The organism is Streptomyces sp. HSS9-12 (genome assembly GCF_054963655.1).
Genome location: NZ_JBUEGC010000030.1, coordinates 43203 through 55130, shown reverse-complemented (window position 1 = coordinate 55130; position 11928 = coordinate 43203). Strand labels below are relative to the sequence as shown.

The following is an 11928-nucleotide window of genomic DNA, read 5'->3' as shown; positions in this document are numbered from 1 at the left end:
AGGGTCATTGACGGTCCGGTCCAGCCTACGCCAGGGGTACGACGGCCCCGGTGGGGGCCGTCAGCGGAGCTTGCGCAGCGTGCCGGTCGGGTTGCCGGCGTTCTTGTCCTTGGCCGAGTAGCGCAGCGAACCGTCCGGCTGGAGGTCCACCCGCTCCTCGACGGAGGTGGTGCTGCAGCCGGGCTGGCCTTCGGTCTCCTTCGAACGGGCGTCGAGAATCAGCGACTTCGGCCCGGCCTTGACCAGCCGCCACAGGCTGCGGCAGGTCAGGGGCGAGAGGTGGACGTTCCCGGCGGCGACGTTCTCACCCTTCCGGCCCTGCTGGATGCTCATCGTCAACCGCCCGGCACGCACGCCGCTTTCCGTGGTCAGCTGGCCCTGCCAGGTGCCCAGGAAGGCCTTCGGTACATCCGCGGGCGGGGCGGCGTCCTTGGGCCCGGCCGAGGCGACGTGCGAATCGCCACCGCCTCCCCCCGTGCCGGGGAACAGGCCGAAGACCAACCCCAACGTCGTACCGACGGCCAATACGCCCGCCACCGACAGCGCGAGCGTGCAGCTCAGCCGGCGCGAACGGCCGGGGCCGGACGCGGTGGAGACGGAAGGCCCGCTGCCGGGCGCCGAAAGGGATGAATCACCCCAGGCCGGGGTGAACGGCGAGCCGCCGCCCGGGGCGGGCTGACCTGCCCCGTAGGAGAGGTGTTGCGGCGGGCCGTAATACCCCGCGGGCGCGCCTGGCTGCCCAGGGCCGGGCGGCTGGGGGTGGGGAGTCCCGGGCGGCGGAGTCTGCGCGACACCGGGCGGCGGAGTCTGCGCGACACCGGGCGGCGGAGTGTGCGGGGACCCGGGCGGCGGAGTGTGCGGGGACCCGGGCGGCGGAGTGTTGTACGAAGAGAACTCCGCGGGCAGCATCGTGACCAGCCCGGAGGACCCCGGCGCCTGCCCCCAGCCCTGCGGCGGCGCGGCAGCCGCGCCGGGCTCCGCCTCCGCCTCCAGGTCCAGCAGCTCCACCGCACGGCGGCTGACCTGCTCGACCAGCGGCCCGGGCAACCAGCCCTCCCGTACCAGTCCGGCGGCACCCGTCCCCGGCGCCAGCCGGCCGGTTATCTCCTGGGGCAGCGGCCGGGCGGCCGGATCCTTGGCCAGGCAGGCGGCGACGATCTCCCGCAACTCGCCCTCCAGGCCGTCCAGCTCGGGCTCCTCGTGCACGACCTTGTACAGCAGCGAGGCCGAGCTCTCGCCGGGGAAGGGCCCCTTCCCGGTCGCCGCGAACGCCAGCACCGCGCCGAGCGAGAACACGTCCGACGCCCCGCCGACGCCCTTGCCCAGGATCTGCTCCGGCGACATGTAGCCGGGCGAGCCGACGGACACGCCGGTGGAGGTGAGGGCGGCCGAGCTGTCCGTGGCCCGCGCGACACCGAAGTCGATCAGGCGCGGCCCGTCCAGCGTCAGCAGCACATTGGAGGGCTTGACGTCCCGGTGGACGAGCGAGAGCCCATGGACGGCGGCCAACGCCTCGGCCAGGCCCGCGCCCAAGGCCCGTACGGAGTGCTCGGGCAGCAGGCCGACGGTGGACACCGCGTCGGTCAGGGCCGGGCCGGAGACATAGCCGGTGGCCACCCACGGAACCTGCGCGTCAGGGTCGGCGTCGAGAACCGGAGCGGTCCAGTCCCCGCCGACCCGCCGGGCGGCCTCGACCTCGCGCCGGAAGCGGGCGCGGAACTGCTCGTCCCCCGCGTAGTGCGGATGGACCACCTTGACCGCGACCGTCCGGCCGCCCGCGCTGCGCCCCAGATAGACCCGGCCCATGCCGCCGGCACCGAGCCGACGCAGCACCCGATACGGGCCGATGACGCGTGGATCCTCCGCTTCCAGCGGTTGCATGACGTGCCCTGCCCCCTCAGCTCATGCGGACGAGCGAACAGCTTAGGGCCTGGTCATGACAGGTCGTGCAACTGTCCGGCGGACGGTCGCAGCGCCCGTTCCGGAGGGGAGGAGCGATACGCGGACATCCGCCGGGAAACCGGTCGTCGGCCCCGTACGACGGGCGAACTCGGCGATACCGGCGAGCTGTTCGGCACCGAGCCGGAAGTCCAGCGTGGTGAAGTACCGTTCCAGCAGTTCGGCGTCGAAGGCCTCCCAGCGGGCGGCCAGCTCGGCGACCTTGCCCACCTCCTCCAGCGACAGATCACGGGAGGAGAGGAACGCCTCGTGCACCTTGCTCACGATCCGCGGCTCGGCCGCGAGGTAGTCGCGCCGGGTGGCCCAGACGGCGAAGACGAACGGCAGACCCGTCCAGTCCTTCCACATCTGTCCCAGATCGTGGACCTGCAGGCCGAGCCGGGGCGCGTCGTGCAGTGAGGCGCGCAGTGCGGCATCCCCGATGAGAACGGCCGCGTCCGCCTCCTGCATCATCAGCCCGAGATCGGGCGGGCAGGAGTAGTAGTCGGGAGTGATGCCGTACTGCTCGGCCAGCAGCAGCTGTGCGAGCCGTACGGACGTGCGGGAAGTGGAGCCGAGCGCGACACGGGCCCCATCGAGGTCCCGCAGCGGGAGCTGGGAGACGATCACGCAGGACATGACGGGACCGTCGCAGCCGACGGCGATGTCCGGCAGGGCCACGAGGTCGTCGGCATTGCGCAGGAACTCGACCAGCGTAATCGGCCCGATGTCGAGGTCACCGCGCACGAGCTGTTCGCTCAGCTTCTCGGGGGTGTCCTTGACCAGCTCGAAGTTCAGCAGCTCACCCGTACGGGCGAGGCCCCAGTAAAGGGGCAGGCAGTTGAGGAACTGGATGTGGCCGACGCGGGGGCGGCTACGACGGTGGTCGTCGGTGGCGGGGCTGCCGGTCGCTTGGTCAGCCCGGTCGGCGTTGTCGGCTTGGTCAGCTCGGTCGCAGTGGTCCACATCGCGAGACTAGACCCGGGCGCGAAGGAGCCCGGCGCCGGGGTCGGGCGCGGCCTCCTTGCCCCCTGAGCAGCGCCCCGACACCACACCGATGGGTGATCTTCCGCACTTTCTCCGACCCGGGGGTCGTGCTAGGCTCGCCCGCAAGTTGCAGTTTGGTTTCCCTTGCAGTACAGAGCCTGCGGAGCATGTGACCGCAGGCTTTTGTAGTTTTCAGACTTCTTGCAGGTTCTGGAGCAGGGCGACCCTTTGGCCCAAGGAGGGCTTTATGGCTACCGGAACCGTCAAGTGGTTCAACGCCGAGAAGGGCTTCGGCTTCATCGCCCAGGACGGCGGCGGCCCCGATGTCTTCGTTCACTACTCCGCGATCAACGCGTCTGGCTTCCGCTCCCTGGAGGAGAACCAGACCGTGACCTTCGACGTCACCCAGGGCCCGAAGGGCCCGCAGGCTGAGAACGTCACCCCGGCCTGATCTTCGGATCACTCGGGTTTCGACCGATCGCGGTCGATCAGCAGTACCCAAGGAGCCCTGCTCCCCGCTTCGGCGGGGGGCAGGGCTCCTGCCCTTTGCGCCCCGGCCTCGTGGGGCTCCAAGACGAATGTGACGATCAAGGTGCCGATGGGCCCCGGAACGTGGACCCCCGGGCAGCCGACGGCCGCGATGCGCAGACCCTGGGCACCCCCCGCACGGCCTTCTCCTACAGCGGCTTCTCCCAGAACTCCTCCGGGAACTGGAACCCGACCCTGATCGTCTCGGTACCGACAACCGCCGTCGTGGGCACCTATACCGGAACCCTGACGCACTCCGTCGCATAACGACCGCACCCACCGGGCCGTACGGGACCGGTGGGTGCGGCGCGGCGGGATCAGGTGAAGGTGGTGTTGATCAGGATCGAGGCGGTGCCTCCGCCGGTGTTGGCGACGGCGAGGTCGGGCGTGTCCGTCTTCGTTGGCGTCGGGCGCCATCACGGAGAATGGCGAGCTGCCGACAATGGCGGCCCTGGTGCCAAGGTGCCGTCCCCGACGCCGGGCAGGTCAGTCACACGGAAGCAGGGTGCCCAGCGGACCCAGGTCCAGGTTGAGGTCCTCCGGCCGCAGGCCGTGCTGCTCGCGGAGTTCGGCCATCCGCTCGTCCAGAAGCATCAGGGTGGTGCCGATCCGCTCCACCTGGTCATCGGTGAGGCCGCCCTCGTCGATCCGGCGGATCGCCTGGCGCTCCATCAGCTGCCGCAGGAGTTCGACCACCGTGAGCACAAGTGCGACCAGATCGCGCCCCACGGTGTCGGCGTCCACATCGAGCCGGGCCCCGGCCGCCCTGGTCACAGCGGGCCCGAGTCGGTCCACGGCGCCGGCACACGCTCGTTCACCGAGGACAGCAGGGCGTGCAGAGAGATCCGGACGAGCGGCACCTCGGCGATGGCGATCACCACATCACCGCTGACGACCACACCGGTGGCCAGTACGCGGTCCAGCAGGTCCACCAGCGGTACGCCGATCGGCCCCAACGCCTCTGCCGGAACAGTCCCCCAGGCACGTTCGACCGCGGTCATCCGACGGCACCCCCGTCCACAAACGAGTAGGGAACCCACGGGCCGGTGATCTCGATCTCGATGCCGGACTCCCTCCGCAGCGGCGCCAGCGCGGCTGCCAGCTCGCGGTCCCGGCCCTCGGCGACCAGATAGGCGGCGTTCAGCACCTGGGTGCGGCGGTCTCCGACCAGGTCCTTCCCGTGCGGGCGCAGCCGGCGGGAAGCCACGGAGACCTCCCGGACAGCGCAGTCCACACGCTCCGCCGCACCGAGTGCGGCGTCGTACCGCGCCTCGCGGGCCTGCTGCCGGCTGCGTACCCGCTCCAGATACGCCAACCCGGCTCCGGAAACCCGGTCCGCGGCCGTCCGTTGCGCGGAGGGCGCGGATGGCGTGCCCGGAACGGACGCCGCGGGCCCGTGTACGGCATACACCTTCACCCCCCACTCGACCCGGCCCGCGATGCGGTCGAGGACGGTGCGGAACCGCTGCTCGTGCTCGCGCAGGGCCGTGCGCGCCCGCTCGTCTCCCCGATAAAGCGTGGCGAAGGGCAGCGGGACGGTCGGGCCGGCGGCGGCCGTTGCGGTGACGACCTGGTGATGGATCCGGGCGCACCGTTCGAGTCCGTCCCGGTCGGACAACCGGTCCCGCAGCGCCTCCTCGGAGAATTCGGCGGCGAGGACGTCCTGGACGACGGCCGTCAGCGAGCCGAGGGCCAGCGTACGGACGGGGGCGCCCCCGTCATGGCCCTCGATTGTCCCGATCGCCGTCGGCGTGCCGCGGCAGACGGCGAACACGTAGGTGGCGATGGGGGCTTCGGGCCGGGGGGAGGTCACGGTCGCGGTCATCGGCGGGACTTCTCTTTCCGGCCCGGCGGCAACCGCGAGCCGGACTCGCCCTCCAGCGCCTCCAGACGCTCGCGCAGCCGCTGGTTCTCCTCGAACAGGGCGTTGTGGGCAGCCCGGGAGGAGAGCGCGGGATCGGTCTCCCACCAGTCGATACCGGCCTTCTTCGCGGTGTCGACGGAAGCGACGAACAGCCGGAGACGGATGGTCAGCAGCTCGATGTCGAGCAGGTCGATCTTGATGTCCCCCGCGATGACGATGCCCTTGTCGAGCACCCGCTCAAGAATGTCGGCCAGGTTGGCCGTGGTCGGTCCGGACGGCGGCGTCCGCAGCGCCATGGTGTTCAGATCCGTCACTGCGCTTCTTCGCTCCCTTCATGGGCCTTGAGTCCCTACGATCGTCCGGTCAGGCGGGGTGGGGCCGCCGCTCGAGCAGGTCGAGCAGTTTCTCCTCTTCGCGTTCGAACTCTTCGATCGTGATTTCTCCCGCTTCGAGGGCCTCGTTCAGAGCGCCGAGCCGGGCGCGGATGACCGCCGGGTCGTGCAGCTGGTGTTCAGCCGCGTCGGCCAGCCGGTCCGCCACCCACAGAACTCCTCGTACGGGTGCCAGCGGCAGGAGCAGCACCTCGGTCACGATGCCCATGTCACATCCCTGCGGCTACGGGCTCGGGCCGGGGACGGGGATCGCAGTCGACGAAGCTGTAGCAGGGCAGCGGGCCGGTGATCCGCAGCTCGGCACGGTCGCGATGGACGGCCGCGAGGCGCTGCGCCGCGTCGCGGAATCGGTCGACCTCCGGCCCGGCCACGAGGAAGGAGGTGTTGAGCACACAGCCGGCCACCTCCGGACCGGTCGTGGTCGCTTCGGCCAGCCGGGCCAGTTCACCCCGTGCCCGCTGCGCCGCCTCGGCGGCCCTGCGCGTCAGCCCCGCCACCACCGCCTCGCCGAGCCGGAGGTTGGCCTCGTACCCGGGACGCAGACGGGCCTCCTCCCGAAGCCGTCGTACGTGCGAGTCCTGACGGATCAGCGCGCCCAGCGCATCGGGGGAATCCTGTACGGGCAGTGCCTTGAGGTTCATCTCGAGCCTGCCGTCGAGGCGTTCCAGGGACGACAGATGGTCGCTCCCGGCCGCTTCCAGCTGCCGGCGTACGGACTCCTCGCTCTCCGAGATCATGCCGAAGCGCATGGGCAGCACCGGCCCATCCTGCGCGAGCGCGAGCAGCAGCTCCTGATGCGCCAGCAGATCGCGCCGACGCGCCCGCAGCCCCTCCGGGACGTCGCTGACCACCGCGGCCACCCGGCCGACGGTCAGCAGGCGCACGCGGTCGGCGGGAGCGCCGACGCCCGAGTGCCGCCACGGACCGGGATGGCCGACGCGGACGATCCCGTACACGTACACACCGCGTGCTGCCATGGATCAGTCCTCCTCCAAGCGGCGCCTGCGGGTCGTAGCGCGAGGCCGAGGACGCTCCTCCTTCTCGCCCTCCTTCTCCTCGCCGACCCCGATGGCTTCCTTGGCCTTTCTCTCCACGGTCTTCGCCGCCTTCTTGACCTTGCGCTTGCCGAGCTGTTCGGCGACGCCGCCTCCGGCCTCGCCGAACAGCTCGGGCACCGTCCTGCTCCTGGTATCCGCCTCCAGGTCCAGGCGGTTGCAGACTTCGGCGAACCGCAGATACGTGTCCACACTGGCAACGCAAATACGTGCGTCGATCTTGAGGATCTCGATGCCGACCAGGGAGACCCGGACGAAGACGTCGATCACCATGCCGCGGTCGAGGATGAGTTCGAGGACGTCGTAGAGAGTGCCTGCCCGCGGGATGCAGACGACCTCGTCGGTGTAGGCCGTGGTGGGCATGGTGGCGTTCCTCCTGGGGTTCGGGCGGCGGTCAGTCGTCCGCGGCGCCACGTCGGTAGCGGCGTACCCTGCGGTACTCCAGGAGCCCGCCGTCCTGACCGAGGTACACCTCGTAGGTGGCGAGCAGGCTCGTGGTGTCAGGGATACGAGGCACCTCCAGGACGTCCACGCTGACGTGCCATCCGTCATCCGCCCGGCGCACGGCTGACACCCCCTCAGGGGTGTGCTTGATCAGCCCCGCGAGCCGTCGGCAGGCCGTCCTGGCCGCTTCCTCGGGCCCGTGCACCTTGGTGCGCTCTGGCGCACCTGCCTTGGCGCGGGGGCGCCCTTCTCGCTCCGCCATGTCCCTCACTCTGCCGTCGCCTCAGCGCCCGCGCGCGCTGGGCTGGGCCGGACGGGGCGTCGCACACAGCACAAAGCCCCGGTCCCGGTGCGGGACGGGGGGCTTCGTACGTTCGTGGGCGCTACGCCGTTACGCGGTGGCCGCAGGAGCGCCCCATCTGGCGGGACTCGCCAACTGAAGCGCTCAGCCCACGCCGCCGGCCTGCGGCAATGTGGCAGATGCCGGTTCCGGCTGAGCCCGACCGATGCGCCCATGGGTGGTAGAACGCCGAGCCCAGCGGTCCTGACCTGCCGCGACTCGGGTGAGTTCGCAACCGCCACTCGACCGCTCCGCCGCCAGACGAAGCTCAGTCAGGCTGGCGGCCTCGGCGGGTTTGGGCCAGCCACTCCTGCGCCGGCTCGGCGTCTCCGTATTCGTCGTGCCAGTTCCACCATTCGTACGGCGGGGTTTGGGGATAGCCCTCCGGCGAGTCCTCCCATGTCTCCTGCCGCCCGAGCGCAGTCATGTCGAGGTAGCTCCACGTGCTCCCCAATGCCTCGTCACCGCGGGCGTTGATGAAGTAGGTGCGGAACACCCTGTCTCCATCGCGGATGAACGCGTTCGTGCCATGCCACAGGTCCACTCCGAAGTCGGTGTCGAAATCGTCGGTGATCGTGTACCAGGGCATCGTCCAGCCCATCCGCGCCTTCACACGCTCGATCTCCGGCTGCGGCGCGCGCGAGACGAACACGAGACTGGTGTCGCGAGCATTCAGATGGGCAAGGTGGCCGACGTGGTCGCCCACCATGGAGCAGCCGCGGCAAGCGTGGTCCGCGCGGCCTCCCACTGTTGCGGCGAAACGATCGGGGGTGTCTTCATGGTCAACGTTCACCTTCCACTTCAGTCCGAGCTCATGCGCTGGTCCAGGGGTGAGGGGGGCGCTGCTCAGCTGGACCCCATGCGTCCAGGGTCGGACGCCACCGGCACGGGCGCACGCCGATGGGCAAGGAACCGAGTCTGGTGGCATGCCTGTGCCGACTCGGCACTCTGACGGCAACCAGCAGCCGGACCGGCGAAAACGCAGCTCGCCAAGATCGGTCGCAAGGCCCCAGGGCACGAACGGGCTGTGACCCACCCTTTGAGACTCGGCAGGCATCCAGAGGGCGGCGAGGAGTGACGGACCGGGGCATCCTCCTCCCTCAGGAGGCGCCGCCGCCCAAGGCCGGCTGCGGATGCGCGGATTCCGGCCCCAACAGCCCCTGCGTGGCCGTATGTTCACGGCGGTACCCGCTCTCGTACCTACAGGAGGCCCAGATGCGCCACGCGCTCCGCACCGCCATAACCGGGGCGGTGACCGCCGCCACCGTCCTGGTCTGCGGCACCGCCCAGGCCACGCCTCCGGGACCGGGGGTCACCGCCCGCGTGATCAGTCAGACCACCGTGAACGGCACCGACTACACCCTGCGAGAGATCACCATCCCGCCCGGGCAGGGCACCGGCTGGCACTACCACGACGGCCCGCTGTACGGCATCGTCAAGCAGGGCACCCTCAGCCACTTCGACTCCACCTGCGCCTCCGACGGCGTGTACCGCACAGGCAGCACCATTCAGGAACCGGCCGGAGCCGCCCACGTCCACATCGGCCGCAACCTGGGTGACACACCGCTCGTCCTGGACGTGCTGTACGTCCTGCCGCACGGCGCTCCGTTCTCCGAGGATGCGCCGAACCCCGGCTGCCCCTTCCAGTGATCACTGCGGCTGCGGCTCTACGCCCTTCATCGAGCAGTGACCGCCGGGGCCTTTGCCCCGAGGCGCGTGCGGCGGCGAACAGACAGCCCGCTGGCGAGGGCTTCCTCTCTGGGATCACGTGCGGACAGCGCACGCCGGCTCCGTGTCAATGCCGCAGCTCAGCGCGATGTCGACGCCCAGGGGCCAACGCCCCCGATGCGCTCGACGGAGTAGCGCACGATACGATCTCACCGTAATCGTCCAAGCGCTGAGACGGGTAACGCCGTCTCGAGGACACGCCGATGGCCTAGTGCCGCGTCAGCCAGGGTTGCCCCGCTCGCCGCCCTGGCACGGCCATCTGCTGCGTTGCCCGATCGACCGAGTAGGCCCACTACGAGGCCGATCCGGCGCCTTGCAGCCTTACTACAGGTCTTCCTGGGTCTGGTTCGCCACCAGCCGCTCCTTGGCCCGGTCCACCCGCTCGGCGATCTGCTGGGACATGGCCTCGCGCTGCTTGCGCAGCAGCACCCAGCTGAGTGGCGCGGAGAGGACGAGCGCCAGCAGCAGCACCCACAGCAGGTTGGAGTCGCCCAGTCCGGCCGGAAGAATCCGCAGGTAGGTGAGGCCCCAGACGGCGAGGAAGCAGCCGGCGAAGATGCCGAGGCGCATCGCGGTGTAGCGGAGGGTTGCGTGCTGCTTGCTGTTCACGGACGGGACCTTCTTCTCAACGTGGCCGAATGGGGGCTGGGGTCACAGACCAGTGAAGCATGTCCCGTTACCGATCACGGCGGGGGTCTGACGAGTGGGGTCTCACGCCAGCGCCCGAGCGGCGACGCGAAGGTCGGCGACCAGGCCCGCGTACATCTCCTCGCGGTCGTCGGCGCGCAGCACCGCGGACGGGTGGATGGTGGCGACGACCGGTGGCTCCTCGGGGCGGTCGAGCAGCATCCCACGCTGCTTGGACACCCGGAAGGACGACCCCAGCAGCGCCTTCCCGGCCGTCGCGCCGAGGGCCACGATCACCTCGGGGTCGACCAGGGCCAGCTCGGCGTTGAGCCAGGGCCGGCAGGCGGTGATCTCGCGCAGGCTGGGCGGTTTGTGGATGCGCCGCTTACCGCGCTCCGCGACGTACCCGAACTTGAAGTGCTTGACGGCGTTGGTGACGTACGTGTCGGTCGGGTCGATGCCCGCCTCGTCGAGCGCCCGCATGAGGATCTTGCCGGCGGGGCCGACGAACGGCTGGCCGCGCCGGTCCTCCTGATCGCCCGGCTGCTCCCCCACGAGCATGACGCGGGCGTCGGCATCACCCGAGCTGAACACGGTCTGCGTCGCGTTCTCGTGCAGCGGGCAGCCCCGGCAGCCGGCCCCTGCTTCGCGCAGCGCGCTGAGGTCGGCGTCGTGCGGCACGAAGGGCGTCGCGTCGTACGCGTCCTCGGGGGCGTGGGTCCCGGTGCCGGTCATGGCGGCCGGGTACCCCGTATTCCCGGGTCAGCCCCACCCGCCCGTGAACGGACGCGGTAAAGCGCGCGCCGCTGGGGGCACCCCCAGCGGCAGCTGGGGGAGCGTGTCAGACGCGCATCGGCTGCGGGGTCTCCCGCCGGTCGGCGTCCGGCCCCGGGTACTCGCGGATGACCTCGTAGCGGGTGTTCCGCTCGACCGGCCGGAAGCCGGCGTCGCGGATCAGCTCCAGCAGGTCGTCGCGGGTCAGCTTGTTCGGCGTGCCGAAGTTGTCCGCATCGTGCGTGATCTTGTACTCGACGACCGAGCCGTCCATGTCGTCCGCGCCGTGCTGCAGCGCGAGCTGGGCGGTGGAGACGCCGTGCATCACCCAGAAGACCTTGACGTGCTTGATGTTGTCGAACAGCAGCCGGGAGACGGCGAAGGTCTTCAGCGCCTCCGCGCCGGTGGCCATGGTGGTACGGGCCTGGAGCCGGTTACGGACCTTGCCGTCCTTCATGTCCACGAAGTCGTGCTGGTAGCGCAGCGGGATGAAGACCTGGAAGCCGCCGGTCTCGTCCTGCAGCTCACGCAGCCTCAGCACGTGGTCGACGCGGTGCCGGGGCTCCTCGATGTGCCCGTACAGCATCGTGCACGGGGTCTTCAGACCCTTCTGGTGCGCGAGGCGGTGGATGCGCGACCAGTCCTCCCAGTGGGTCTTGTGGTCGACGATGTGCTGCCGGACCTCCCAGTCGAAGATCTCGGCGCCGCCGCCGGTCAGCGACTCCAGGCCGGCGTCGATCAGCTCGTCGAGGATCTCGGACGCGGTCAGTCCGGAGATCGTCTCGAAGTGGTGGATCTCGGTGGCGGTGAAGGCCTTCAGAGAGACGTTCGGCAGGGCCTTCTTCAGCTCGCGCAGCGACCGCGGGTAGTAGCGCCACGGCAGGGTGGGGTGGAGGCCGTTGACGATGTGCAGCTCGGTGAGGTTGTCGTTCTCCATCGCCTTGGCGAGGCGGACGGCCTCCTCGATGCGCATGGTGTACGCGTCCTTCTCGCCCGGCTTGCGCTGGAACGAGCAGTAGGCGCAGGACGCCGTGCACACGTTGGTCATGTTGAGGTGGCGGTTGACGTTGAAGTGGACGACGTCGCCGTTCTTCCGCGTCCGTACGTGGTGGGCGAGACCGCCCAGCCATGCGAGATCGTCGCACTCATAGAGGGCGATGCCGTCCTCGCGGGTCAGCCGCTCCCCGGCGTGGACCTTCTCCTCCAGCTCGCGTTTGAGCCCCGCGTCCATCCGGCCGCCTCCCAACGTGG

The 11928-nt window shown here is 70.2% G+C and carries 17 protein-coding genes; 3 read left to right on the top strand and 14 right to left on the bottom strand.

Annotation, left to right across the window (positions count from 1 at the left end; translation table 11 throughout):
• Positions 1 to 60: 60 nt before the first annotated feature.
• Complete coding sequence (locus ACY34J_RS17635; RefSeq protein WP_462727442.1) at positions 61 to 1881, bottom strand: serine/threonine-protein kinase; 1821 nt, start codon at positions 1879 to 1881, stop codon at positions 61 to 63.
• A gap of 42 nt (positions 1882 to 1923) precedes the next feature.
• Complete coding sequence (locus ACY34J_RS17630; protein WP_462727443.1) at positions 1924 to 2904, bottom strand: menaquinone biosynthetic enzyme MqnA/MqnD family protein; 981 nt, start codon at positions 2902 to 2904, stop codon at positions 1924 to 1926.
• Positions 2905 to 3172: 268 nt separating this feature from the next.
• Here ACY34J_RS17630 and ACY34J_RS17625 point away from each other — a divergent pair, with 268 nt between their 5' ends.
• Positions 3173 to 3376 carry a cold-shock protein gene (locus ACY34J_RS17625; RefSeq protein WP_030620150.1) on the top strand — a complete coding sequence of 68 codons (204 nt, stop codon included), beginning with the start codon at positions 3173 to 3175 and terminating at the stop codon, positions 3374 to 3376.
• 161 nt (positions 3377 to 3537) lie between these two features.
• Complete coding sequence (locus tag ACY34J_RS17620) at positions 3538 to 3720, top strand: hypothetical protein (protein ID WP_462727444.1); 183 nt, start codon at positions 3538 to 3540, stop codon at positions 3718 to 3720.
• A 219-nt stretch (positions 3721 to 3939) separates the two neighbouring features.
• On the opposite strand, the gene ACY34J_RS17615 is transcribed toward ACY34J_RS17620, so the two are convergent.
• From ACY34J_RS17615 to ACY34J_RS17575, 9 genes are all read right to left on the bottom strand, one after another.
• Positions 3940 to 4248 carry a gas vesicle protein K gene (locus tag ACY34J_RS17615; protein WP_462727445.1) on the bottom strand — a complete coding sequence of 103 codons (309 nt, stop codon included), beginning with the start codon at positions 4246 to 4248 and terminating at the stop codon, positions 3940 to 3942.
• On the bottom strand, positions 4224 to 4454 hold the full coding sequence (locus tag ACY34J_RS17610) for a gas vesicle protein (protein WP_462727446.1): 231 nt from the start codon (positions 4452 to 4454) through the stop codon (positions 4224 to 4226). Before ACY34J_RS17610 ends, ACY34J_RS17615 begins: the two co-directional genes overlap by 25 nt.
• A complete protein-coding gene (locus ACY34J_RS17605) occupies positions 4451 to 5278 on the bottom strand; it encodes a GvpL/GvpF family gas vesicle protein (RefSeq protein ID WP_462727447.1) in 828 nt (275 codons plus the stop codon). The genes ACY34J_RS17610 and ACY34J_RS17605 overlap by 4 nt, the downstream gene beginning before the upstream one ends.
• Entirely contained in the window at positions 5275 to 5613 is a 339-nt protein-coding gene (locus ACY34J_RS17600) for a gas vesicle protein (RefSeq protein ID WP_462727492.1), read from the bottom strand. Before ACY34J_RS17600 ends, ACY34J_RS17605 begins: the two co-directional genes overlap by 4 nt.
• Before the next feature lie 67 nt (positions 5614 to 5680).
• Positions 5681 to 5917 (bottom strand): gas vesicle protein GvpG, encoded by a 237-nt coding sequence (locus tag ACY34J_RS17595; RefSeq protein WP_462727448.1) that lies wholly within the window; start codon positions 5915 to 5917, stop codon positions 5681 to 5683.
• 1 nt (position 5918) lies between these two features.
• Positions 5919 to 6686 carry a GvpL/GvpF family gas vesicle protein gene (locus tag ACY34J_RS17590; protein WP_462727449.1) on the bottom strand — a complete coding sequence of 256 codons (768 nt, stop codon included), beginning with the start codon at positions 6684 to 6686 and terminating at the stop codon, positions 5919 to 5921.
• 3 nt (positions 6687 to 6689) lie between these two features.
• Positions 6690 to 7127, bottom strand: coding sequence for a gas vesicle protein GvpJ (gene gvpJ, locus ACY34J_RS17585; protein WP_462727450.1), 438 nt, complete (start codon positions 7125 to 7127; stop codon positions 6690 to 6692).
• Between the two features lie 31 nt (positions 7128 to 7158).
• On the bottom strand, positions 7159 to 7470 hold the full coding sequence (locus ACY34J_RS17580; RefSeq protein WP_462727451.1) for a gas vesicle protein GvpO: 312 nt from the start codon (positions 7468 to 7470) through the stop codon (positions 7159 to 7161).
• A gap of 346 nt (positions 7471 to 7816) precedes the next feature.
• A complete protein-coding gene (locus ACY34J_RS17575; protein WP_462727452.1) occupies positions 7817 to 8341 on the bottom strand; it encodes a DUF899 family protein in 525 nt (174 codons plus the stop codon).
• A gap of 422 nt (positions 8342 to 8763) precedes the next feature.
• Between ACY34J_RS17575 and ACY34J_RS17570 the strand changes: the two genes are divergently transcribed.
• A complete protein-coding gene (locus tag ACY34J_RS17570; RefSeq protein ID WP_462727453.1) occupies positions 8764 to 9198 on the top strand; it encodes a cupin domain-containing protein in 435 nt (144 codons plus the stop codon).
• A 402-nt stretch (positions 9199 to 9600) separates the two neighbouring features.
• Here ACY34J_RS17570 and ACY34J_RS17565 read toward each other — a convergent pair whose 3' ends face one another.
• The 3 genes from ACY34J_RS17565 to mqnE all read right to left on the bottom strand — a co-directional run bounded on the left by ACY34J_RS17565 (position 9601) and on the right by mqnE (position 11908).
• Positions 9601 to 9885, bottom strand: coding sequence for a DUF4229 domain-containing protein (locus tag ACY34J_RS17565; RefSeq protein ID WP_462727454.1), 285 nt, complete (start codon positions 9883 to 9885; stop codon positions 9601 to 9603).
• Between the two features lie 102 nt (positions 9886 to 9987).
• Entirely contained in the window at positions 9988 to 10638 is a 651-nt protein-coding gene (locus tag ACY34J_RS17560) for a UdgX family uracil-DNA binding protein (protein WP_462727455.1), read from the bottom strand.
• Between the two features lie 106 nt (positions 10639 to 10744).
• Positions 10745 to 11908, bottom strand: a complete 1164-nt coding sequence (gene mqnE, locus ACY34J_RS17555) for an aminofutalosine synthase MqnE (RefSeq protein ID WP_462727456.1) — start codon at positions 11906 to 11908, stop codon at positions 10745 to 10747.
• Positions 11909 to 11928: the final 20 nt, after the last annotated feature.